The sequence below is a fragment of the Streptomyces sp. NRRL S-646 genome (assembly GCF_000720765.1).
GTDB lineage: Bacteria > Actinomycetota > Actinomycetes > Streptomycetales > Streptomycetaceae > Streptomyces.
Genome location: NZ_JODC01000005.1, coordinates 184025 through 206038, shown reverse-complemented (window position 1 = coordinate 206038; position 22014 = coordinate 184025). Strand labels below are relative to the sequence as shown.

22 protein-coding genes, 1 other RNA gene and 2 pseudogenes are annotated in these 22014 nt (G+C 71.2%); 11 read left to right on the top strand and 14 right to left on the bottom strand.

Going from position 1 to position 22014, the window contains the following annotated elements:
* The first annotated feature begins 177 nt into the window (after positions 1–177).
* The 3 genes from IH68_RS0110860 to IH68_RS0110850 all read left to right on the top strand — a co-directional run bounded on the left by IH68_RS0110860 (position 178) and on the right by IH68_RS0110850 (position 2902).
* Entirely contained in the window at positions 178–1578 is a 1401-nt protein-coding gene (locus IH68_RS0110860) for an MGMT family protein (RefSeq protein WP_030932188.1), read from the top strand.
* Positions 1579–1664: 86 nt separating this feature from the next.
* The gene (locus IH68_RS0110855) at positions 1665–2225 is read left to right on the top strand and encodes a hypothetical protein (RefSeq protein ID WP_030932185.1); all 561 of its coding nucleotides are present in this window, start codon (positions 1665–1667) and stop codon (positions 2223–2225) included.
* A gap of 17 nt (positions 2226–2242) precedes the next feature.
* Positions 2243–2902: a hypothetical protein gene (locus tag IH68_RS0110850; protein ID WP_159403665.1), complete on the top strand. Its 660-nt coding sequence runs from the start codon at positions 2243–2245 to the stop codon at positions 2900–2902.
* A 140-nt stretch (positions 2903–3042) separates the two neighbouring features.
* Here the strand turns inward: IH68_RS0110850 and rnpB are convergent.
* The 4 genes and pseudogenes from rnpB to IH68_RS0110835 all read right to left on the bottom strand — a co-directional run bounded on the left by rnpB (position 3043) and on the right by IH68_RS0110835 (position 5936).
* Positions 3043–3447: RNase P RNA component class A (gene rnpB, locus IH68_RS51730), an RNA gene on the bottom strand.
* Between the two features lie 118 nt (positions 3448–3565).
* Positions 3566–4285, bottom strand: a pseudogene (locus IH68_RS59740) (DMT family transporter); the annotation flags it as partial.
* Positions 4286–4370: 85 nt separating this feature from the next.
* The gene (locus IH68_RS0110840) at positions 4371–5192 is read right to left on the bottom strand and encodes an AraC family transcriptional regulator (protein ID WP_030932176.1); all 822 of its coding nucleotides are present in this window, start codon (positions 5190–5192) and stop codon (positions 4371–4373) included.
* Positions 5193–5288: 96 nt separating this feature from the next.
* Positions 5289–5936, bottom strand: a complete 648-nt coding sequence (locus IH68_RS0110835; protein ID WP_030932173.1) for a TetR/AcrR family transcriptional regulator — start codon at positions 5934–5936, stop codon at positions 5289–5291.
* Positions 5937–5983: 47 nt separating this feature from the next.
* Between IH68_RS0110835 and IH68_RS0110830 the strand changes: the two genes are divergently transcribed.
* Entirely contained in the window at positions 5984–7564 is a 1581-nt protein-coding gene (locus IH68_RS0110830; protein ID WP_030932171.1) for an FAD-dependent monooxygenase, read from the top strand.
* A 31-nt stretch (positions 7565–7595) separates the two neighbouring features.
* Here IH68_RS0110830 and IH68_RS57935 read toward each other — a convergent pair.
* From IH68_RS57935 to IH68_RS0110820, 3 genes and pseudogenes are all read right to left on the bottom strand, one after another.
* Positions 7596–7781 (bottom strand): annotated as a pseudogene (locus IH68_RS57935) (AraC family transcriptional regulator); the annotation flags it as partial.
* A 20-nt stretch (positions 7782–7801) separates the two neighbouring features.
* Complete coding sequence (locus IH68_RS0110825; RefSeq protein ID WP_030932168.1) at positions 7802–8326, bottom strand: TetR/AcrR family transcriptional regulator; 525 nt, start codon at positions 8324–8326, stop codon at positions 7802–7804.
* Complete coding sequence (locus IH68_RS0110820) at positions 8319–8738, bottom strand: DUF4260 family protein (RefSeq protein ID WP_030932165.1); 420 nt, start codon at positions 8736–8738, stop codon at positions 8319–8321. The genes IH68_RS0110825 and IH68_RS0110820 overlap by 8 nt, the downstream gene beginning before the upstream one ends.
* Before the next feature lie 278 nt (positions 8739–9016).
* Between IH68_RS0110820 and IH68_RS0110815 the strand changes: the two genes are divergently transcribed.
* Positions 9017–9340, top strand: coding sequence for a hypothetical protein (locus IH68_RS0110815; protein ID WP_324607671.1), 324 nt, complete (start codon positions 9017–9019; stop codon positions 9338–9340).
* Here IH68_RS0110815 and IH68_RS0110810 read toward each other — a convergent pair.
* Positions 9291–10727, bottom strand: coding sequence for an RNB domain-containing ribonuclease (locus IH68_RS0110810; protein ID WP_030932161.1), 1437 nt, complete (start codon positions 10725–10727; stop codon positions 9291–9293). The two genes, IH68_RS0110815 and IH68_RS0110810, sit on opposite strands and share 50 nt — an antisense overlap.
* Positions 10728–10956: 229 nt before the next feature.
* On the opposite strand from IH68_RS0110810, the gene yaaA reads away from it, so the two are divergent.
* Positions 10957–11739: a peroxide stress protein YaaA gene (gene yaaA / locus IH68_RS0110805; RefSeq protein ID WP_030932159.1), complete on the top strand. Its 783-nt coding sequence runs from the start codon at positions 10957–10959 to the stop codon at positions 11737–11739.
* Positions 11740–11831: 92 nt separating this feature from the next.
* Positions 11832–12458, top strand: coding sequence for a bifunctional 4-hydroxy-2-oxoglutarate aldolase/2-dehydro-3-deoxy-phosphogluconate aldolase (gene eda / locus IH68_RS0110800; protein ID WP_030932157.1), 627 nt, complete (start codon positions 11832–11834; stop codon positions 12456–12458).
* Positions 12459–12472: 14 nt separating this feature from the next.
* Here the strand turns inward: eda and IH68_RS0110795 are convergent, their stop codons facing one another.
* The 3 genes from IH68_RS0110795 to IH68_RS0110785 are packed head-to-tail and all read right to left on the bottom strand — an operon-like array spanning position 12473 to position 15383.
* Positions 12473–13780 (bottom strand): bifunctional RNase H/acid phosphatase, encoded by a 1308-nt coding sequence (locus IH68_RS0110795; RefSeq protein WP_030932154.1) that lies wholly within the window; start codon positions 13778–13780, stop codon positions 12473–12475.
* Positions 13781–13791: 11 nt separating this feature from the next.
* A complete protein-coding gene (locus IH68_RS0110790; protein WP_078912440.1) occupies positions 13792–14535 on the bottom strand; it encodes a zinc ribbon domain-containing protein in 744 nt (247 codons plus the stop codon).
* Entirely contained in the window at positions 14532–15383 is an 852-nt protein-coding gene (locus tag IH68_RS0110785) for a Nif3-like dinuclear metal center hexameric protein (RefSeq protein ID WP_030932149.1), read from the bottom strand. The genes IH68_RS0110790 and IH68_RS0110785 overlap by 4 nt, the downstream gene beginning before the upstream one ends.
* Before the next feature lie 220 nt (positions 15384–15603).
* Between IH68_RS0110785 and IH68_RS0110775 the strand changes: the two genes are divergently transcribed.
* Both IH68_RS0110775 and IH68_RS57060 read left to right on the top strand, forming a co-directional pair.
* Complete coding sequence (locus IH68_RS0110775) at positions 15604–16833, top strand: hypothetical protein (protein ID WP_030932147.1); 1230 nt, start codon at positions 15604–15606, stop codon at positions 16831–16833.
* A gap of 95 nt (positions 16834–16928) precedes the next feature.
* Complete coding sequence (locus IH68_RS57060) at positions 16929–17084, top strand: hypothetical protein (RefSeq protein ID WP_199931867.1); 156 nt, start codon at positions 16929–16931, stop codon at positions 17082–17084.
* Between the two features lie 85 nt (positions 17085–17169).
* Here the strand turns inward: IH68_RS57060 and IH68_RS0110765 are convergent, their stop codons facing one another.
* The 3 genes from IH68_RS0110765 to IH68_RS0110755 are packed head-to-tail and all read right to left on the bottom strand — an operon-like array spanning position 17170 to position 20109.
* The gene (locus IH68_RS0110765) at positions 17170–18114 is read right to left on the bottom strand and encodes a 3-oxoacyl-ACP reductase (RefSeq protein ID WP_234341307.1); all 945 of its coding nucleotides are present in this window, start codon (positions 18112–18114) and stop codon (positions 17170–17172) included.
* A 17-nt stretch (positions 18115–18131) separates the two neighbouring features.
* Positions 18132–19208, bottom strand: coding sequence for a Zn-dependent alcohol dehydrogenase (locus tag IH68_RS0110760; RefSeq protein ID WP_030932143.1), 1077 nt, complete (start codon positions 19206–19208; stop codon positions 18132–18134).
* Positions 19209–19251: 43 nt separating this feature from the next.
* Positions 19252–20109 (bottom strand): MaoC/PaaZ C-terminal domain-containing protein, encoded by an 858-nt coding sequence (locus IH68_RS0110755; protein WP_030932140.1) that lies wholly within the window; start codon positions 20107–20109, stop codon positions 19252–19254.
* 258 nt (positions 20110–20367) lie between these two features.
* On the opposite strand from IH68_RS0110755, the gene IH68_RS0110750 reads away from it, so the two are divergent.
* Positions 20368–21291 carry an ABC transporter ATP-binding protein gene (locus IH68_RS0110750; protein ID WP_051833358.1) on the top strand — a complete coding sequence of 308 codons (924 nt, stop codon included), beginning with the start codon at positions 20368–20370 and terminating at the stop codon, positions 21289–21291.
* Entirely contained in the window at positions 21291–22007 is a 717-nt protein-coding gene (locus IH68_RS0110745) for an ABC transporter permease (RefSeq protein WP_030932134.1), read from the top strand. Before IH68_RS0110750 ends, IH68_RS0110745 begins: the two co-directional genes overlap by 1 nt.
* The last annotated feature ends 7 nt before the right edge of the window (positions 22008–22014 follow it).

The window sequence follows — 22014 nt, the reverse complement described above, 5'->3', positions numbered from 1 at the left end:
ATCGACGGTGCCTCTCCTCAAGGATCAGAGGCAGGCCCTGAGCCCGCGCCGAACGCCATCGAGGCGACACGCCCGGGAGCCGTTTGGAATCGGGCGGAACGGACTGTTCGTGAAGACGACCTGCCCATAGGCTCTGGACGCCCGGTGGGGGCACTGCCAGGCAGACGAGGGGGAAGCGTGGATCATCTCTTCGCCGTTGCTGGACGGTCGGCGACACCGATCTCACCGACCGGGCTGGCCGCGGAAGGGCTCCTCGAACGGCAGCACCTGCAGGAGTGGGTGATCGACAACCCTCAGATCCTGGGCGAGTCGGTGCTCGTGATCACCGCGGAGTTCGACCGGTGGGCCGATACGGACGGAGTACCGGCACGGGACCGGCTGGACGTCCTGGGGTTGGACGCCACCGGGCGGCTCGTGGTGGTCGAACTGAAGCGGGGAACGGCCGACCGGGACGTACATCTGCAGGCGATCACCTACGCGGCCCTGGTGTCCCGGTTCGACCTGGACACCCTGGCGCAGGCGCACCGCGACTCCATGATCAGCAGGGGGCAAGCGGTCGAACTCGACGTGTGCAGGCAGCGTCTCCTCGACCATGTGGACGGAGACTGGAGTCCGGAGCTGCTCCAGCGCCCGCGACAGGTGATCATCGCCGCCGGCTTCCCCAAGCAGGTGACTCACACCGTGGTGTGGTTGTCGGAGATGAACCTGGACATCGACCTCGTCCAGGTGGGCGTGTGGAAGGTGGAAGGCCACATCGTCGTCGGCTTCACCAAGGTGTATCCGACGCCCGAAGTGGAGGAGTTCACCCTGGCTCCGGCCCGTGTCGAGGCCAAGGCCGCAGCCCAGAAGCTGGAGGAGCGCTCCCGGGCACGCAACGCGGCGCACATCCTCGTAGGCGCCGGCCTGCTGCCGGACGGGGCCAGACTGCGGTTGACGCCGAGGCACGGCGCTCCACAGTCCATCCGCGAGGCCATCCTTGTCTGGGTGGGCGAAGACGGCAGCCGCGCGACCGCTGTTTGGAACAACAACCCCGCCAAGCCCCTGACCTGGGAAGCCGACGGCAAGCCGTACACGCCCACCGGACTGGCGAACCACATCTTCAAGAGCGTGACCGGCCGGACACCCGACGGGATACAGGGCACCACCTGGTGGGACGTCGACACCGGCAAAGTACCGGACACTGTCGACCCCGATGAATGGGCGGCGCTGGCAGGGGCTAGTCTCGCGGACCTGGCCAGGCGGCTCAACGGCGCCCGCAAGAACTGGACAAGCCTCCATACCCTGCTGGGCGCCATCCCGGCCGGGCGGTGGACGACCTACGGCGACGTGGCGACCGTCATAGACAGCCATGCCGTTCCGGTCGGCACCCACCTGGCGAGCTGCGACCAGTGCCCCAACGCCTGGCGGGTCCTTACCGCGGCAGGACGGGTCAGCGCGGGCTTCCGGTGGGCAGACCCGACACGCACGGACACACCTGCGGACGTTCTCGCGGCCGAGGGTGTCGAGTTCGCCGGCACAGCCGCCGATCCGGAAGCCCGCCTGCCGCTGGAGGAAATCCGGCGTCTGCTTGGCGGTTGACCGCGACTCGGGCATACGGCTAAGCGCCAGAGCGCAGCCGCGAACCGACTCGCCACCTCATATGAGGACTTCTGATACGAGGGGATATGAACCAATTCGAACTGCGCCGCGTTGAGCAGCAGCTCCGCGAAGCACTGCAAGACTCCGCCTTGAGTTGGGTGCTCGACGACGTCGATGCAGCAATCGCGGCAGGAGTGCCCGAGGAGAAGATCCTCCGTCGCCGTCCTCAGCGCCGGGGTGACGACACCTACGCCGCGAGCCCGGCCTCGGCAGCGGCCCGATACGAGGTCGTGAACCGCAGCGAGTTCGGTTCGGTCGAGTACGAGGCATCGCGCAAGAGAGGGACGCTGGTCATCGCCACACGAGCCATGAGCGACGAAGAGCGGGTCCAGCTCCTGTTGGACGCGGTGAAGCGAGTACTCGTCGAACTGCCCGAGATGGAACTGGAGTCCTTGAAGATGCTCCGGATCGAGCCCGAGGGTGACACCGGCAGCCGCAGTATCGCTGAGGCAGTCGTGTTCGAACCGGACGAGAACGCTCAATCACGCCGTAGCCGGACAGAGTTCCGGGCGGACCGGATGCCAGTCGAGCGACGTGCACGCGTCAGTCAGCTGCTGGCCGAAGCAACAAGGGAGGTGCACAGTTGAGTACGGTCGATCAGCTGGTGGCTGAGATCGAGAGCCTTCTGGCGGCGGGGGCGGTCTCGTACGACTCCGCTTCGAAGCCGTCCGACGTCTACGAGGGCTTTATCTTCTCCCTGATCGTCGCTACTGCGAGTCGACACGGCGCCACCGTCACATACGAGGATGTCTACGGAGCGAAGACCAGCAGCCTTGTCTTCCGAACAGGGCCCGGTCATCTGTACAGCCAGCTCCATCCCTTCACCCACGCTGTGATCGAGTTCGACGGCGCTCCCGCCCTTGAAGTCCACCTCGGTGTCTATGTGCAGGGTGCGTCGGGCGTCCTTCACGAGTGCGACGTCCTGGTACTGCCGGCCGAGGAAGCCGCCCTGAGCCGTGTGCAGAGCATCGCGCCGCGAGGCAGTCAGTGCGTCCTCATCGTCGAGTGCAAGTACTACATCTCCAACCTCGGCATCGGTCTCGCGCGGAACTTCGAAGGACTCCGCGCCGACATCCGAACCCAGAACGAGCTATTCGTCGCTAACACAAGATCATCGAACATCGTGCGGTACCTCGATGCCCGAAAGAGAGGATTTGAGCCGGATGTGGTGCCCAACTCACCGCAAGCTGGGTATCTCCAAGCAGAGATCAGGAAGACCTTCAAGAGCTACCTGAGCAAGCACGCACCCTCAACAGTGATCTGAACCCGCTGGCCCAGTGGCGCTGCGACTGCGGCTCGACTGGCGGATTCGAGGGCCGCCCGCCAGGGTCCCTCAACGGTTCATCTTGAAGCCACCCTGCTCCCACATCCCCTTCGGGAACACCCGAGGAAGAGCCAGGGCGGCAGACGAGTCGGGCTGTACGCCGGGTTCTGTTCCGAGGGGTTCTCGCGAACCCCCCGGCGACGGCCATCCATCTAGGACCGGTGTTGCCACCGGCCTCGTGCGGTCTACCCGGGGGCTCGGGCGGGCAGCCCTCGAACGCCTCCGCAGAGCGCTTTTTACGGCGCTCCTTTTGACCTTGCTCCGGGTGGGGTTTACCTAGCTGCCCAGGTCACCCTGGGCACTGGTGGTCTCTTACACCGCCGTTTCACCCTTACCGAGGACCGAGGTCCCCGGCGGTTTGTTTTCTGTGGCACTGTCCCGCGGGTCACCCCGGGTGGCCGTTAGCCACCACCCTGCCCTGTGGAGCCCGGACGTTCCTCGGGAAGCCCCTCAAGGGGACTCCACGCGGCCGTCCGCCCGGCTCGTCTGCCGTGTGGACCATGCTACCGGGCGTCCGCCCTTCGCCGGACCGGAGGCCGCCGTTGCCAGGACCGAGCCCGCCAGGATCAAGGTGAAAGCGATCGCGATGCCGACAGTGAAGGGCTCGTCCAGGAGCACGGCTCCTGCTGCGACCGCTATCGCCGGGTTGACGTACGTGAACACCGTCGCGCGGGTCGGGCCGACCTCCTTGATCAGTTCCAGGAAGGCCACGAATGCGAGTGCTGTGCAGATCACTCCCAGGCCGATCAGGGCTGACAGGACCGAGGCGGAGGGGACCGTTGACGGCCAGGTCACCGCCGCCGGCGTTGCGTACACCAGCGCCGCCAGTGCCAGGCAAGGCGCCGTCAGCTGCAGTGTCGGTACGTCCTTCAGCCAGCGTGCCGCGATCAGCGGTGCCGTCGAGTAACCCAGCACCGTCAGCAGCACCTCCCCCAAGGAGCGGGCGTCCCCGCCGGTCAGGTGCGGGACCGTGAGGACTCCGACGCCCGCCAGGCCCAGCGCCAGTCCGGCCCCTCGCCGTAGTCCCAGCCGCTCCGTGTCGCCGAAGAAGCGGGCCAGCACCACGCCCACGATCGGCACGCCCGCGATCAGCAGGCCCGCCGTGGAGCTCGACAGGTGCCGTTCCGCGTCCGTCAGCGTGAACCACGGGCCGACGATCTCTATGCACGCGAAGGCCAGCATGGGACGCCAGTGGGAGCGGATGGTCCTCACGAAGCCGCCCTGTCGTATCGCGAAGGGCAGCAACAACAGCGCGCCCAGCGCGCAGCGCGTGAACACCACCATGGACGGGGAGAGCGGAGCGTCCACCGCCACCTTGATCATCAGGTAGGGGATGCCCCAGATGACTCCCATCAGGGAGAACAGGAACCAGCCGCGTGCAGTCATGCAGACAGAATCGGCCGGGGCACTACCTGGTGTCTTGAACGCTGTTGCGGTACGCCGCCGGGGTCACCCCCAGCACCCGGCGGAACCAGCGGGTCAGGTGCGCCTGGTCCGCGAAACCGACGAGCGGGGCCACCTCGGCGGGGCGCAGGCCCGTCTCCAGCAGTCCGCGGGCGCGGGCGACCCGGTGCTGGGCGAGCCAGGCGTACGGCGGTATGCCCATCGTCGTACGGAAGGCCCGGAGGAGTTGGTAGCGGGACAGATCCAGATCCCGTGCGAGGTCGGCAAGGGACGGAGGGGCGAGCAGTTCGTCGGCCAGGCGGTCGCGGACCACGAAAGCGATGTGGTCGGCGCCCGGTACCGCGTCCGGCGCCGGGCGGGCCGTGGAGTGGCGGCGGGCCAGGGCCGTCAGCAGCCACGGGAGGCGGGACTCCGTCTCCAACGGGTCCGGGCAGGCGCTGAGTTCGGTGTGGGCGAGGCGGAGGGCGGTGACCAGCTCGGGGTCGTCGATCACGGGTTCGCGGAAGTGCGGGAGGCCGCCGAGGGTGCCGTCGGCGAGGAGGGCGGGGTCGGCGTACAGGGCGCGGTACGCGTAGCCGTCGGTGGCGGTGTCGGGGCCGCCGGTGTGCATCTCGCCGGGGTCCAGGACGACGATCGAGCCGGCGCCGGTGCGGATGTGGCCGCCGCGGTAGTCGATGACCTCGGAGCCGCCGATGCAGACGCCGATGGTGTATTCGGCGTGTGCGTGCGGGGCGTAGACGTGCCGCTGGAAGCGGGCCGTCAGCAGGTCGAGGGGCGGGCCGCAGCGGCCCAGGCGCGCGCGGGTCCACAGTGCCTGCTCGCTCACCGTGCGCCCCCGTTCCGTAACCGTCGTACGGGGTGCAACAAACTCCGGCCCTTTCCCATGCCCCGGCCGACAAAGTTGAAAAGGGAAGGGCGGCCGCTACGGGGCCATCCGCTCCAATGCGTCGAAGGCCGCCTCGATGCGTGCCCGGTGGTCGTCGATCAGCTCGGCCGCCGGCTCCCCGGCGAGCAGGCGGCGTGCGGTGGTGACGTAGACCGAGCGGTAGGCGGCGACGGTCAGGGCCGCGAGTAGGTGGGGGTCGGCGACGTTCGCCTCCGTGAGTGCCTCGGTCAGGGCCGTCTCCACCTCCTCCAGGCCTTCGCGGGCGCGGGCCCGCAGGCTGGGCGAGTCCATGACGACCCGCCAGAAGGACGGGAAGCGGTCGTTCACCCCGGCCAAGGGGTGGCTCTGGTCGAGGAGTTCGAGTGCCAGGCGGCGCAGGGCGGCCAGCGGGGTCTCGCCGGGGCGGCGCTCGCGGACGGCGCCGGCGAAGGTCGCCGCGGCCTCGGGGATGCGGTCGAGGTAGAGGTCCTCCTTGCGCGGAAAGTAGTTGAAGACGGTCATGGCGGACACGTTCGCGGCCCTGGCGACCTCCGCCACGGTCACCGCGTCGAAGCCGCGCTCCTTGAACAGTCCCGTCGCGATGTCGGAGATCCGCTGCCGGGTCTCCCTCTTCTTGCGCTCGCGCAGCGGCAGTTCCGCACCCGAACCCGCATCCGCACCCGTGTGCTCGTCTTCACCTGGCATGCGGAAATTATAGCGAGCAAAAAGTTTTAGTGACTACACTCCAGCTCATGGTGACAACTGAGGTGAAGGAATCCACCACGGCCTACGACGTCGTGGTGGCGGGCGCCGGACCCGTCGGCCTGCTGCTCGGCTGTGAGCTGCAGCTGGGCGGGGCGCGGGTGCTCGTCGTGGAGCGGCTGGCCGAGGTGGACGAGACGGTCAAGGCGGGGGCGATCAACCTGCCCTCCGCCGAGGCGCTGTACCGCCGGGGGTTACTGCCCGCGCTGGCCGCGGTGCAGGAGGAGGCGATGAAGGGCTTCCGGAAGTTCCGCCAGGCGCGGGGCGAGGACGAGGACGCACCGCCGCCGCCCAGGTTCGCCGGGCACTTCGCCGGCATCTGGCTGCACGGAGAGTTGCTGGACGAGTCCGACCCCGACTTCGGCGGATCGGGTCCCGCCGAGCGGGTCGGCTTTGTCCCGCAGGCCACGCTGGAGCGGATCCTCGCCGGGCGTGCGGAGGAGCTAGGGGTGGAGGTGCGTCGGGGGGTCGAGCTGACCGGGTTCGAGATGTACGACGACCAGGTGGTCGTCGACGTAGCCGATGCCGCGACGGGCGCGACGGAGGAGATCCGCGCCCGCTGGCTCGTCGGCTGCGACGGCGGGCGCAGCCGGGTGCGCAAGCTCGCCGGGTTCGACTTCCCGGGGACGGACCCGGAGATCACCGGATATCAGGCCCTCGTCGAGATGACCGGCGCCGAGGGGCTGAAGACTGGCTGGAACACGACGGACGTGGGGACGTATGTGCACGGGCCGATGCCGGGGCGGATCCTCACCGTCGAGTTCGACGGGCCCCCGGCCGACCGTGAAGCGCCCATCACCGCCCGGGAGTTGGAGGGCAGCCTGCGCCGGGTGACCGGGGTGGAGGTCACGGTGACGGACGTGCACTCGGCGACCCGGTTCACCGACAACTGCCGTCAGGCGAGCAGCTATCGCAAGGGCCGGGTGCTGCTGGCGGGCGATGCGGCGCACGTGCACTCGCCGTTCGGCGGGCAGGGGCTGAACCTCGGCATCGGGGACGCGATGAACCTCGGCTGGAAACTCGCGGCCGTGGTGCGCGGGCGGGCGCCCGAGGGGCTGCTCGACTCGTACACCGCCGAACGGCATCCGATCGGCGCCTGGGTGCTCGACTGGACGCGGGCCCAGATCGCCCTGATGCGGCCCGAGTCGCATGCGCGCGCCCTGCGCGGGGTGATCACCGAGCTGTCGCGGACGGTCACCGGCACCACCTTCTTCGCCAAGAAGATCTCCGGTGTCTGGCAGCGCTACGACCTGCCCGGCGACCATCCGCTCGTCGGCCGCAGCGCCCCCGACCTGGAACTCTCCGACGGCAGCCGCCTCGCCGACCATCTGCACACCGGGCGCGCGCTACTGCTGGACCTCACCGACGACCCCAAGCTCCGCGCCCGTGCGGAGGGATACGGCGAACGGGTGGACGTCCGCACCGTCACCTGCGCCGACCGGCCGGGGCTCGCGGGGCTGCTGGTACGCCCGGACGGGTTCGTCGCCTGGGCGGCGGACGAGGACGACGAAGGCGGGGAGGCGCTCGACCGGGCACTGGAACTCTGGTTCGGTGCCGCCGTCGGTGCCTGACCCTGCCGTGAAATCGGGCGGCTGACCGAGGCGGACCGGTGCGGATGTGGCCGCCGCGGTAGTCGATGGCCTCGGAATCGCCGACGCAGACGCCGATGGTGTTGCACGGGGTGCGCGTACGGGGCGTAGACGTGCTGCCGGAAGCGGGCGGTCAGCAGGTCGAGGGGCCGTCCGCAGCGGCCGGCCGTGCCCTGGTCCGCAGTGCTTGTTCGGCCATGCTCCGCAACCCCGTGCACCTCACTGAGGCTGAAACGCCTTCAGGCCCCGTTTCCACGCCGCGGCCAGATCCGCGTCGTCCGGAAACCTGCCGTGGATCTCCAGGATCACCATCCCGTGGGCGAACGCCCAGACGGACCGTGCCGTGTCCAGGTCGCCGCCGCAGGCCCGCATCAGCGGCATCGCCGCCCGGTCCTCCAGGCCGGCGGGGAGGGCGGCGCGGGGCAGGGGGCGTTCGGTGGCGAGGCAGTATAGGTGGGGGTGGGCGAGCGCATACGTGCGGTATGCCTCCGCCAGTGCGGAGAGTGAGCCAGGCTCGTGCTCCTCCGCTGACTCCATGGCCGCCGCCGACTCCTCCAGCATCTGCGCGATCAGCTCGACCTCCACGGCGTGCTTGTCGGGGAAGTGCTTGTAGAGGGACGGGGCCTTGATCCCGAGACGGTCGGCGAGGGCCCGCAGGGTGAGTGCGGCCGGCCCGGACTCCTCCAGGAGGATCCTGGCTTCCGTCGCGATCTCGCGGGCACGGGGGGTGAGGCGGTCAGCCACGCTGGAAGCCCTCCTTGGTGCGCAGTCCGTAGCCGAAGGCGCGATCGTACGAGATGTGGGCGAGCCAGCCGCACAGGGCCGCGAAGGCGGGGGCCCAGGTGACCGGCCCGATTGCGTACGCCACGAGCAGCGCCAGCGGGACCAGGGCTCGGTGCATCGCGTTGTAATACGGCACCGCGCGCGGGGCCAGCTGCCCCTTCGCCATCCTGGGCGCCTCGTCCAGGGCGACCAGGAAGGTCAGGTCCGGCAGGACGAAGAAGGCGAGGGCGAGGGTGCCGGCGAGCCAGCCGTGGTTGACGGCTTCCAGCACCGCGAAGGCGGACCAGAACAGGGCGTTCGCGAGCCAGGCGGCCCGTCGGGCGAGGGGGAGGACCGAGCGGTGCGTGGTGTTCGTGGTCGTGACCGTGGTCATGGCTGCCTCCAGACGGGGAGCGAGTGGCTAACACCGTTAGCCTGATATCCGTGACGGTACGGCTAACGGCGTTAGCCGTCAAGGGGGGCAGACGTACGACGGCCGGTCGCCGCTTGACCCTGCCGCGACGTCAGCCTCTGTACTGGTCCCATGCGGATCGGAGAACTCGCCGCGGCCGTCGGCGTCACCACGCGAACCGTGCTGCACTCGCACCCATCAGGGCCTGCTGCCGGACCCCGAGCGGCTGGCTGCACGCGGCTCCCGTCGTACGGCCGCACGTGCTCGGCCCCGACCTGCTGCGCATCCGCCGCGCCGTGCACGTCGATCTGCGCATACCGCTCGACCGCATCGCGACCGTCCGCCGCGAGCTGCGCACCATCCACCAACGCGCCGACGGCGAACTCGACATCCTCGTGGGCGCACAGACCACCGTCACCCTCGAACTCACCGAGTCCGTCGCCCACTTCACCTTCCTCGGCCGACGGCGTGACATCCACCTCGTCCGCTTCCACGCCGACGACGCCGACATCCTCGTACGCGAGATACGGACCCTCACGCAGGCTCGAAGCGGACCTTTGCCGATGCCGGATCGGCCTGGGTGAGGCGTACCCGGAGCCGCTCCCCCAGGGGCAACTGCCCACCGCCCTCAATCCGACCGATGATCGCCGGGGACTCCAACTGGACGGTTCCGACGGTGGGTTGGTGCTCCTCGACCTCCACCACGCATCCGTCGAACACCTCGCCCACCCGGCCCGCCAGCAGCGCCGCCTCCACAATGTCGACGCATTCGCGCTCGACCGTGCCCGCGCGGCGGCTGCCGTCGGCCATCTGGTGCGGCAGCGCGTCCAGGGCGGCCAGTACCCAGTCGGGCGGCGCCTCGTCCGCCGCGGCCGCCAGGCAGAGCTCGGACGCGTACCGGTCGGCCAGTCGCCTGAGCGGCGCCGTGCAGTGGGCGTACGGGGCGGCCACGGCGGCGTGCGTGGTGATGGGCGGAAGGGCGCCGTCCCGGAAGACCGTGTAGCCGGCGCCGCGCAGCAGGGTCGTGCACTCCTGGAGGAAGGCCGCGTGGTGCGGGCGGCGCGGGTCGAGGGAGCGGATGAGCTGGGCGTACGAGACGTGGTGCGGCCAGTCGATGTGCAGGGCGTGCGCGGTGCGGCGGAGGCGGCCGACGGCGCCGTCCGGGGCGGCGGGCAGCGTGCGCAGGACGCCGGTGCCCGCCGACAGCATGAGATCTGCCGCCGCCATCCCCGTCAGCAGGGAGATCTGGGCGTTCCAGCCATCGGCGGGGAGTGGGGCGCGGTAGGTCAGTTCGTAGGTGTGGTTGCGCTCGATGATCTCCTGCTCGGGGACGTTGAGCGAGATTCCGCCTCGTTCCACCTCCAGCCGCTCCCGCGCCTCCCCGATCTCCTTGAGCAGCGCGAGCGGCTCCTCGGCCGTCTTGTCGTCGGTCTGTTTCTGTACGGCGGCGTAGTCGAGCCTGGCCCTGCTGCGGACGAGGGCGCGGCGGACGTCGACGGCGAGCGTACGGGCGTCCGCGTCGAGGACGATCGTCCAGAGGGCGGCCGGCCGGTCCTGGCCGGGCAGGAGACTCGCGGCGCCCTCGCTGAGCAGCGCCGGGTGCAGCGGGATCCGCTCGTCCGGGAAGTACAGGGTGGTCACCCGCCGGTGGGTCTCCGCGTCCAGTGCCGCCCCGGGTACGACGAAGGCGGCCACGTCCGCGATGGCGTACCGCACCCGGTAGCCGGTGCCCTGCCGGGACATGTGCATCGCCTGGTCGAGGTCGGTGGCGGCGGGCGGGTCGATGGTGAAGAGGGGGATGTCCGTGGCGTCGTACGACGGAAGGGCGGGGGCCTTGGCGGCCTGCTCGGCCTCGGCGAGCACCTCGGGCGCGAAACTCTCGGGGACGCCGAGTTCGGTGCGCAGTGCGGTGAGGGCGGCCCGGAGAGGGGCTTCGGGGGCGCCGGTCACGCGGATGTGGCGGCGGGGCATACAACGAGGGTAGAGCCTGGGCCTGAGTCCCGGTCGGATCAGCGCGCGTCGTCTGGTGCGTGCGATCGCACGGCGCCGGAGCGTCCTCGTGGCGGAGCCACGTGGGCGGTTCGGCAACGCGGCGAGCGTGCGTGCCAGACGACGCGCGCCCGACCGGGGCTCAGGCCCAGGCTCGCAGCACAGCGGGGCCCGTACGCTGTCCGGGAGCTCAAACAGAAGGAGATCTTCCGTGCTTGTCCTGCTGCCTCCCTCCGAAGGCAAGGCGTCCTCCGGCCGCGGCGCCCCGCTGAAGACGGAGTCGCTGTCTCTGCGGGGGCTCACCCCGGCCCGTGAGGCCGTACTCGGCGAACTGGTCGAGCTGTGCGCCGGGGATGAAGAGAAGGCGCGGGAGGTGCTCGGGCTGAGTAAGGGGCTGCGGGGCGAGGTCGCGAAGAACGCCGAGCTGCTGACGGCCGGGGCACGGCCCGCCGGGGAGATCTACACGGGTGTGCTGTACGACGCCCTCGACCTGGCGTCACTGGACGCCGCCGCCAAGAAACGTGCCACCCGCTCCCTGCTCGTCTTCTCCGGGTTGTGGGGGGCAGTGCGCATCAACGACCGCATTCCCTCCTATCGGTGCTCGATGGGTGTGAAGCTGCCCGGGATCGGGGCGCTGGGCGCGTACTGGCGGACGCCGATGGCGGCCGTCCTGCCCGAGGCCGCCGGGGACGGGCTGGTGCTGGACCTGCGGTCCTCCGCGTACGCGGCCGCATGGAAGCCGAAGGGCGAGGTCGCCGGGCGGACGGCGAGCGTGCGGGTGCTGCACGCTCCCACCCGCAAGGTGGTCAGCCACTTCAACAAGGCGACGAAGGGGCGGATCGTACGGAGTCTGCTGGCGGCCGGCGCGGCACCCAAGGGTCCGGCGGAGCTGGTGGATGCGCTGCGCGAGCTCGGTTACGTGGTGGAGGTAGAGCCTCCGACGGGGGCCGGGAAGGCGTGGATGCTGGACGTGTTGGTGGACGAGATCCACTGACCCACGCCAGCATCCACTGACCCACCTCACCTGGCGTTGCAGCATGCGCAATAGGCTTTGCGCATGCTGCATAGGGCGGGCACGATGACCGCATGGCCTCATCGCTCCTCGACCTTGCCCCCGTCGTGCCCGTCGTCGTGATCGAGGACGCCGCCGACGCCGTTCCGCTGGCGCGGGCGCTGGTGGCGGGGGGACTGCCCGCCATCGAGGTGACGCTGCGGACTCCTGCCGCGCCGGCCGCCATCCGGGCGATCGCCGAAGCGGTGCCGGACGCGGTGGTCGGGGCGGGGACCGTGATCACGCCCGAGCAGGTGAGGGCGTCCGTGGCCGCCGGGGCGCGCTTTCTGGTCAGCCCGGGCTGGACGGACGTACTGCTGGAGGCGATGAGGGCGTCGGGGGTGCCGTTCCTGCCGGGGGTGTCCACCACCTCGGAGGTGGTGGCGCTGCTGGAGCGCGGGGTGCGGGAGATGAAGTTCTTCCCTGCGCAGGCGGCGGGCGGGACGGCGTATCTGAAGTCGCTGGCGGGGCCGCTGCCGCAGGCGCGGTTCTGTCCGACCGGGGGCATCGGGCCGGACAACGCACCCGATTACCTCCGGCTCCCCAACGTCGGCTGTGTGGGCGGCACTTGGATGCTCCCGGCGGACGCCATCGCGGCCCGCGACTGGGACCGGATCGAGTCGCTGGCCCGCGAGGCGGCGGGGCTCAGCGCAGGTGTCTGAACCCGGCCGGGCTCTCAGCGCAGGTGGGACGTGTCGTTGAAGAGCCGGACGCTCGCGTTGCCGTCAGCGTAGTAGGCCACCGCGGACAGGGCGGCCGCCGACAGCTCCATGCGGAACAGGGCCTCCGGCGGGGCGCCCAGGGCGAGTTGGACGAAGGTCTTGATCGGCGTGACGTGCGAGACGAGCAGCACCGTGCGGCCCGCGTAGGCCGCGACCAGCTTGTCGCGGGCCGCCGCGATACGGGTCGCCGTCGCCGCGAAGCTCTCGCCGCCGCCGGAGGGTTCGGCCGTGGGGTCGGCCAGCCACCGGTTCAGGTCCTCCGGGTAACGCTCGCGGACCTCGGCGAACGTCAGGCCCTCCCAGGCGCCGAAGTCCGTCTCCCGGATCTCGTCCTCGACGGTCACCTCCAGACCGAGGTGCCGGGCCACGATGCCGGCGGTCTCCCGGGTGCGGGCGAGAGGCGAGGCGACGATCGCCTGGATCGTGCCGCGGCGGGCCAGCGCGGCCCCGGCGCGCTCGGCCTGGTCCCGGCCGACGTCGGACAGGGAGGGGTTGGTGCCGCCGCTGCCCGAGAAACGCTTCTGCGGAGTCAGCGGGGTCTCGCCGTGCCGCAGCAGCACGAAGGTCGCGGGCGCGCCCAGGTCGGCGGGGGCCCAGCCGGGGGTGGCGACGGCCGTGGCGGCCCGTACATCGGCGGTGGCCTTCGCTGCGCCCGACGGCTGAGGCGTGGCAGTGGCATCGGCGGGAGTCGAGGGAGCCGCGGCCGCCGTGGCTCGCCCGCCTGCCAGGGCCGCCCGCACCTCCGCCGCCCCTGCCGCCGCGTCACCGGGCGGGCCCGACGGCTCAGGAGTCGCGGCCCGCGCGGCGCGCGCGTCGAGCTCGGCCGTGGATGCCGACGGCGACCACTGCTCGCCCCGCTTTCCCGCGTCCATCGCCTCGTTGGCCAAGCGGTCCGCGTGCTTGTTCTGCTCCCGCGGGATCCACTCGTATGTCACCTGGTCCGGCGGGAACACACGGGCCGCCACCGACGCCAGCGGCTTCATGTCGGGGTGCTTGATCTTCCAGCGGCCCGACATCTGCTCGACGACCAGCTTGGAGTCCATGCGGACGTGGACCCTGGCGGAGGGGTCCAGTTCGTGGGCGGCGCGCAGGCCCGCCAGCAGGCCCCGGTACTCGGCGACGTTGTTGGTCGCGACGCCGATGTACTCCGCGGCCTCCACCAGGGTCTCCCCCGTCGCCGCGTCGAGCACGACGGATCCGTAGCCCGCGGGTCCCGGGTTGCCCCGCGAACCGCCGTCGGCCTCGACGATGAACTCCCGCACGGTCAGGGCTCCTAGAGGCCGGACTCGGCCGTACGCACCAGGATGCGACGGCAGTTCTCGCAGCGCACCACCGTGTCGGGGGCGGCCGCGCGGATCTCGTTGATGTCGGTGATCGCCAGCTCCTGACGGCAGCCCTGGCAGGTGCGCTGGTACAGCTTGGCCGCACCGATGCCGCCCTGCTGCTCGCGCAGCTTGTCGTAGAGCTTCAGCAGGTCGGCGGGGATGGCGCCCGCGATGACCTCGCGCTCCTTGGTCACCGTCGCCACCTCGCCGTCGATCTCCTCGAAGGCGGCGTCACGGCGCGCGGTCGCGTCGTCGATCTTCGACTGGACGGAGGAGACCCGCTCGGTGAGCTCGGCGAGCCGCTCCTGCACGGACTCGATGCGCTCCATGACCTCCAGGACGACGTCCTCGAGGTCGCTCTGCCGCTTGGCGAGGGAGACGATCTCGCGCTGGAGGTTCTCCAGGTCCTTGGGGGAGGTGACGGCGCCGGAGTCCAGGCGCTTCTGGTCGCGGGCGGCGCGCTGGCGCACCTGGTCCACGTCCTGCTCGGCCTTGGTCTGCTCGCGGGCGGTGTCGCTCTCCTCGGTCTGTGCGGCCACCAGCAGGTCGCGCAGCTGGGTTAGGTCCTTGGTGAGCGACTCGATCTCGGCGTGCTCGGGCAGCGACCTCCGCCTGTGCGCGAGCTGCTGCAGACGGACGTCGAGTGCCTGGACGTCGAGGAGTCGGATCTGGTCGGCGGGCGCGGCGTTCAGTTGGGGGCTCCTGCAGGGTTGAGAGGTGAGGCCGCGTGGGCGGTCCAGGGGTCGGTGACCGTCTTCGAGACGTGGACGCGCAGGTCCCATCCGTGGCGGTCGGAGATCTCGTCGAGCTGGGTGGCGGCCAGCTCGCACCAGGGCCACTCGGTGGCCCAGTGCGCCGCGTCGAGCAGCGCGAGGGGGCTTTGGGCGACGGCCTCGGAGGCCGGGTGGTGGCGCAGGTCCGCGGTGAGGAAGGCGTCGACACCGGCCGCGCGTACCTGGTCGAAGAGGCTGTCGCCGGAGCCGCCGCTGACGGCGACCGTGCGGACGACGGCCTCGGGGTCGCCGGCGACGCGGATGCCCTGCGCGGTGGCGGGCAGCCGGACGGCGGCCTTCTCGGCGAACTCGCGCAGCGGCAGCGGGTGGTCCAGCTCGCAGATGCGGCCGAGGCCGCGGCGGCCGGACGGATCGGTCGGGTCCGGCACCAGGGGGCGTACGACGCGGAGGTCCAGCGCACCGGCGAGGGCGTCCGAGACTCCGGGGTCGGCCGTGTCCGCGTTGGTGTGGGCGACGTGCAGCGCGATGTCGTTCTTGATCAGCGTGTGCACGACGCGGCCCTTGAAGTGCGTCGCCGCGACCGTCGTCGTACCGCGAAGGTAGAGGGGGTGGTGGGTGACCAGCAGGTCGGCGCCCAGCTTCACCGCCTCGTCGACGATCTCCTGCACGGGGTCGACCGCGAACAGAACGCGGGTGACCTCCTGGTCGGGGTCGCCCACGACGGTGCCGACCGCGTCCCAGGACTCGGCCCGCTCGGCGGGCCACAGGTTCTCCAGCGCGGCGATGACTTCAGACAGACGGGGCACGCTAGAAGGCTACCTGGCTGATCTGTGCCGCTGAACCGATGTCCGTGGTCGGGTGGAGTGGGAGCGGTGCCCCGGCGCTCACCTCCGACCCCTTCAGCACACCCGCCCCCGTTTCCTCAGGCGAATCGTTCCCCCGCCACCCTTATGTGTGAAGCAGGAGCCTCGTGGTCCCACGTGTGTGCGTGCGAAAACTAGCTTCGTCGCCGGAGGTGACCAGACCATGACGGCGTGTGCGATCGAACCCGAGGCTGCCCCCGAGGACGGCGCCCCGCAATCCGGCTGCACCATCACCGTGGACGGTGCCTACGCCGCCCGCCTCGCGCTGGACGGCGACTCCTGGTTCCCCGAGCGCTGGACGCTGGACGGCCCCGAGCCGTACGCCGTGCCGCTGCCCGGCAACCAGCCCGAGGAGCCCGGCACCGAGGTGCAGCCGATGGGCGACGGGCGGGTCCTCATCCGCCGGCGGACGGAGGGACGGCACGTCTTCTCGCTGCTGTATCCGACGGGACCGGGCACTGGCGAGCTGCTGATCGGCGCGGTGGAGTGCCCGGACGAGGGCGCCGGGCTGCGGCTGCTGCCGCCCGCGCCGGGCGGGGAGAAGGCCTACGCCCTCGCCGTGGGCCGGCGCTCCAGCGCGGTGTGGCTGGTGGCGGGCGGCGCCTTCGGGCCGGAGCACGTGGCGGAGATCCCGGGCCGCTGCTCGGGCGGGGTGTGGCTGGACCGCACGGGGCGGCTGCTGGCGCTGGACCGTGAGACCGGCGGCCGGACCAAGACGATCGTGGTCGACCTGGAGCGGGCCGGGGAGGTCTCGCCGCTGCTGCAGATCGCCGACGGCAGTGACGACCGGCTGCTGCTCGCCGACCCGGACAGCGGTCTGCTGCTGATCCGCTCGGACGCGCCCTCGCCGGGTGAGGAGCGGCTGGGCTGGGGCGTGCTGGGCAGCACACTGCCGGTGCGCTTCCCGGAGTGCCTGCGACTGCCCGACTGTGTCGTCACGCCCTTCGCCATCCAGCCGGGGCAGGTGCTGATGCCGGAGAGCTGCGGGGTGGCGCTGCGCATCGACGGGCCCGTCGGCAGCTGGGTGGGCCTGTGGCGACCGGACCGACGGCAGGTACACCATCTCGCCGCGCCGTACGGGTGGTTGGCGGGCGCGGGGATCTGGACCAGGGACGGGGTGCTCCAACTGCCGTACGCCACGGCCGAGGTGCCGTGCGGCGTGGCGCGGGTGGCGGCGCCCTCGGGGGAGACGGGGGAGTCGGGGGATGAAGGGGGATCGGGGGGCGCGGGCTCGGAGGATCCGGTGCGGGGCGGCGCGGCCGGCCGGGCGGTGGACGGGAGTTCGTCCCCGACGCCGCCGGGCGAGCCGTCGCAGCCGGATCCTCCGGAGCCCGTCGCACCGCGTCCCGTGCCCTTGCAGCAAGCGCCCTTGGGACGTCTTGTAACGAAGTAGTGCCGAAGGGCGTGCCCGTCTGGATTCGCACGGAGGGTGGCCGGTTAAACTCGCCCGGCTGTTTGAAAGATCATGTTGACGGGGTGAATCCTTCGATGAGCAACACAAGCACCATGCAGCCGCTGTCCGCCGAGGCCCAGGAAGACGCCGGTCACGGCCGGCACCGGGGTCCGGTGTCGGTCCAGGACGGTGACTCGGCCCCTCACGGCCGGCACCGCAAGCCGGCCGAGGACAGCGAAGCGGCTGCCTGAGGGTAAGCGAGGAAGGGGCCCGCACGTCGACTGACGTGCGGGCCCCTTCCGTTTGTCTACGCCCGCTTGGGTCCCGGCCGTATCTCTACGCCCGCTTGAGTCCCAGTACTTCCGCCGCCGCGAACGTCTCCCCCGGCGGCCGCTCCGCGTAGTGCGGGGTGAGTACGGCGTCCAGCTCGTCGTAGGTGAAGGTGTCCTGCTTGCTGTCGAACTTCGCCTGCACCCGCGGTCGTTCGACGACGGCCACCATGCCGCCGTGCACGACGAGCAGCTGGCCGTTGACGCGGGCCGCGGCGGGCGAGGACAGGTAGCCGACGAGCGGGGCGACATGCTCGGGGGCGAGCGGGTCGAGGCCGTCGGCCGGCTGCTCGAAGCCGGCGAAGACGTCCTCGGTCATCCGGGTGCGGGCGCGCGGGCAGATCGCGTTGGCCGTGACGCCGTACTTGGCGAGCGCGAGGGCCGTGGAGGTGGTCAGGCCGACGATTCCGCCCTTCGCGGCCGCGTAGTTGGGCTGCCCGGCCGAGCCCGCCAGGAAGGCCTCGGACGAGGTGTTGACGATCCGCCCGTAGACCGGCGCGCCCGCGGCCTTGGACCGCTCGCGCCAGTGCGCGGCAGCGAAGTGGGTCGTGTTGAAGTGGCCCTTGAGGTGGACCCGGATCACCGCGTCCCACTCGCCCTCGGTCATGGAGAAGACCATGCGGTCGCGCAGGATGCCCGCGTTGTTGACGAGGATGTCCAGCTTGCCGAACTCACCGATCGCCAACTCCACGAGTTCTCCGGCCTGTTGGAAGTCGGCGACGTCCCCGGTGTGGGCGAGCGCCCTGCCGCCCGCCGCGCGGATCTCGGCGGCGACCTCTTCGGCGGGGCCCGCCGAGGCCTCCCCCGAGCCGTCCCGGCCCGGCTGTCCGAAGTCGTTGACGACGACGGCGGCGCCGAGCCGGGCGAGTTCGAGCGCCTCGGCCCGCCCCAGGCCGCGACCGGCACCGGTGACGACGGCGGACAGCCCTTCCAGCGGCCCTTGCTGTGGCAACGACACTGGCACCCCCGTCAGATCTCGATGCACGTGCGCAGCGCCGTGCCGGTGCGCATCTGGTCCAGTGCCTCGTTGATGTCGGCCAGCGGCACCCGGTGCGTGATCAGGCCCTCCAGGTTGACGCGGCCCGCCCGCCACAGGGCGATGGTCCGCTCGTAGGAGCGCATGACGTCACCGCCGCCGTACATCGACGGCAGGATCCGCTTCTCGTCGAAGAACAGCTCGAACATGTTGAGCTGCAGGAAGTCGTCCAGGGCGCCCGCGCCGACGACGACGAGCGTGCCGCCGCGCCGCGTGTTCTCGTACGCCGTGCGGGCGGTGGCCGACTTGCCGACGACCTCGAAGACGTAGTCGAAGCCCTCGCCGCCGGTGACGTTCTGCTTGGCGTCGGCCAGTTCGTCCGGCGAGACCGCCTTTGTGGCGCCGAACTTGAGGGCGGACTCGCGGCGCGAGGCGACGGGGTCGACGGCGACGATCTCGGCGGCCCCCTTGAGCCGCGCCCCCTGGATCGCGGAGATGCCGACGCCGCCGCAGCCGATGACGGCGACCGACGAACCGGCCTCCACGTCGGCGGTGTTGAGCGCGGCGCCCAGGCCGGTCGTGACCCCGCAGCCGATCAGCGCGGCGATGTCGAAGGGCACGTCGTCCGGGATCGGCACCGCGCAGCCGGCATCCACGACGACCTCCTCGGCGAAGGTGCCGGTGCCCGCGAAGCCGAAGACGTCACCGCCGGGGCGGCGGAAGTTGGGGGTGCCCGCGTTCATGAACCCGGCCAGGCACAGCTCGGTCTGCCCGCGCTTGCACGCCGGACAGGCGCCGCAGGCGGGCAGCCAGCAGACCACGACCCGGTCGCCCGCCTTCACATGACTGACGCCTTCGCCGACTTCGACTATCTCGCCCGCGCCCTCGTGCCCGGGCACGAACGGCGCCGGCTGCGGCAGCACGCCACTCATCGCGGACAGGTCCGAGTGGCACAGCCCGGTGGCCCGCACCCGGATCCTCACCTTGCCGGGCCCGAAGCCCGTCGCCTCGACGTCCTCGAAGACCTCTAGTTTGTCCTGGCCGATCTCGTGCAGTACGGCTGCGCGCATGGTGCGGGCTCCCCTCAACTGCCTGCTTCAACTGCCTGCTGGATCAAGAGTGTTCGACGATGGTGTCGGCGAGGACGGGTGTGTCGTCCCGCTCGACGGCGCTCACGGCGACCCTGACGGACTCCGGCGACTGCCACATCCGGATGCGCAGGGTCTCCCCCGGGTACACCACGCCCGCGAACCGGGTGGCGTACGACCGCACCCGCGTCACGTCTCCGCCGAGCAGTGTGTCGACGACCGCCTTGAGCGTCATGCCGTAGGTGCACAGCCCATGCAGGATGGGCCGTTCGAAGCCGGCGGTCTTGGCGAAGTCGGGGTCGGCGTGCAGCGGGTTCCAGTCGCCGGAGAGGCGGTAGAGCAGGGCCTGGTCCTCGCGGACCGGGCGCTCGACGGTGCGGTCGGGGTCGCCGGCGGGCGGTTCGAGGCGGGTGGAGGGGCCGCGGTCGCCGCCCCAGCCGCCCTCTCCGCGCACGAAGATCTGGGCGTCGTTGGTCCACAGCGGGCCGTCGGCGTCGGCCACCTCGGTGCGCATGACGAGGACGGCCGCCTTGCCCTTGTCGTACACGGCGGCGATACGGCCGGTGGCGGTCGCGGTGCCCTCGACGGGGATCGGGCGGTGCAGGGTGAGGGACTGGCCACCGTGCAGGACGCGGGCCAGGTCCACGTCGACACCGGGCATGGACAGGCCACTGATCACCCCGGGCGAGCCGTTGCCCGCGACGGTGGCGAAGCTCGGCAGGACGTGCAGCCGGGACTCCAGGGTGTAGCGCAGCTCGTCGGGATCGGTCGCCGGGATGCCTGCCCCGATGCCCAGGTGGTAGAGCTGAACGTCCTTGCGGTCCCAGGTGATCTCGCCGGAACGGGGTTCGGCGGCGAGGGCCTTCGCTGCGTCGATGGGCATACGGCTCCTGGTGGCTCGGATGGTTCAAGACCTCGGCGCGGCCGTCCGCACCGTCGGCCGCGACCGAGGTCGTCACGAGTGCCGATCTAGAACGCGTTCCAGTCCGGCGCCCTCTGTATAGCCCAGCGCCCGGCACTTGTGAAGGCTCCTGACGGCATGTCAGATCTGCTTCGCGGCCGGGGCAGTGACATTTGTCCTGCCGGAGTCCGTACAAGCGCATCTGCCGGGCGGGCGCCCTGTCTCCGTAGCGTCTTGCTCATGACGAAGACGACTGGAACGACGGCCGCGGCGCCACCCGCCGTGTCCTTCACGGGGGCGGTCAAGACCTTCGGCAGCGTGCGCGCCCTGCAGGGCGTGGACCTGGAGATGTCGCAGGGCGAAACCGTGGCCCTGCTCGGCCGCAACGGCGCCGGCAAGTCGACGACGATCTCACTGCTGCTCGGCCTGGACGAGCCCGACGAGGGCACGGTACGGCTCTTCGGCGCTCCCCCGGAGCAGTCGGTGCGCGCCGGGCGGATCGGCGCCATGCTGCAGGAGGGGCGTGCGGTGCCCCGGGTCACCGTGCGGGAACTCGTGTCCTTCGTGGCCGGCCGCTACCCGGACCCGATGCCCGTCGCGCGTGCCCTGCAGCTGGCCGGGATCACCGAGCTGGCGGGGCGCCGGGTGGACCGGCTGTCCGGCGGTCAGACGCAGCGCGTGCGGTTCGCCGTGGCACTCGCCGGGAACCCCTCGGTGATCGTCCTGGACGAGCCGACCGCCGCGCTGGACGTGGAGGCGCGGCACGCCTTCTGGGCGTCGATGCGGTCGTACGCCCGTCTCGGCCACACCGTGCTGTTCTCCACCCACCATCTGGAGGAGGCGGACGCGCATGCCGACCGCATCCTCGTCATCGACCAGGGCCGGATCGTCGCGGACGGCACCGGCGAGCAGCTCAAGCGGTCGGTGGGCGGCAGCCTGGTCGCCTTCGACCTCGCGGGGCGGAGCACGGAGGGTCTGGAACTGTTGCCCGGCGTGCGGTCGGTGGAGGTGCGCGGGGAGCGGGCACGGTTGCGCACCGACGAACCGGACGCGACGGTGGTCGCACTGGCGGAGCTGGACGCGATACGCGGCCTGGAGGTCGCACCCGCCTCGCTCGACGACGCGTTCCTGGCCCTCACCGCACGTGTGACGGAGGCGGCGTGATGCTGGACTATCTGCGGCTCGAAGTGCGCCGGACCCTGCGCGACGCCGGTTTTGTGATCGGCGGGATCGCGATGCCGGTGCTGATGTATCTGCTGTTCACCAACCTCGGTACGGACGACGGGAGTTGGAGGACGGCCGCGATGGTCGGCATGGCGGGCTACGGCGCCGTCGGCTCCGCCCTCAACACCGGCGGCGGGGTCGCCGAGGACCGGGCCATCGGCTGGCTGCGGCAGCTGCGGGTGACCCCCATGACCCCGCGCCAGGTCGTCGTCGGCCGGACGCTGACCGGCTCGGTGACGGTGCTGCCCGCCATCCTCGCGGTGCTCGCCGCGGGCGGCCTGGTCAACGGCGTACGGCTGGCCGCCTGGCAGTGGGCGGCGATCGCGGCGCTGCTGTGGCTGGGCTCGCTGCCCTTCACCCTGCTGGGCCTGGGCAACGGCTACCGGCTGACCGGACAGACCACCGGCGTGACGAACATGGCGTGCAACCTGGGCCTCGCGGTGCTCGGCGGTCTGTGGTTCCCGGTCACCCTGTTCCCGCACTGGCTGCGCACACTGGCGGCGTACACGCCCACCTACCGTTTCGCCCAGCTCGGCACCTCGGCGGCGGAGGGCCGTGCCCCCGCTCTCGGCGCGATCGCGGTGCTGACCCTCTGGCTGCTGGCCTTCGGTTCGTACGCTGTGCTGTCGTACCGGCGGTCCGGACGGACCGCCTGAACGGGGG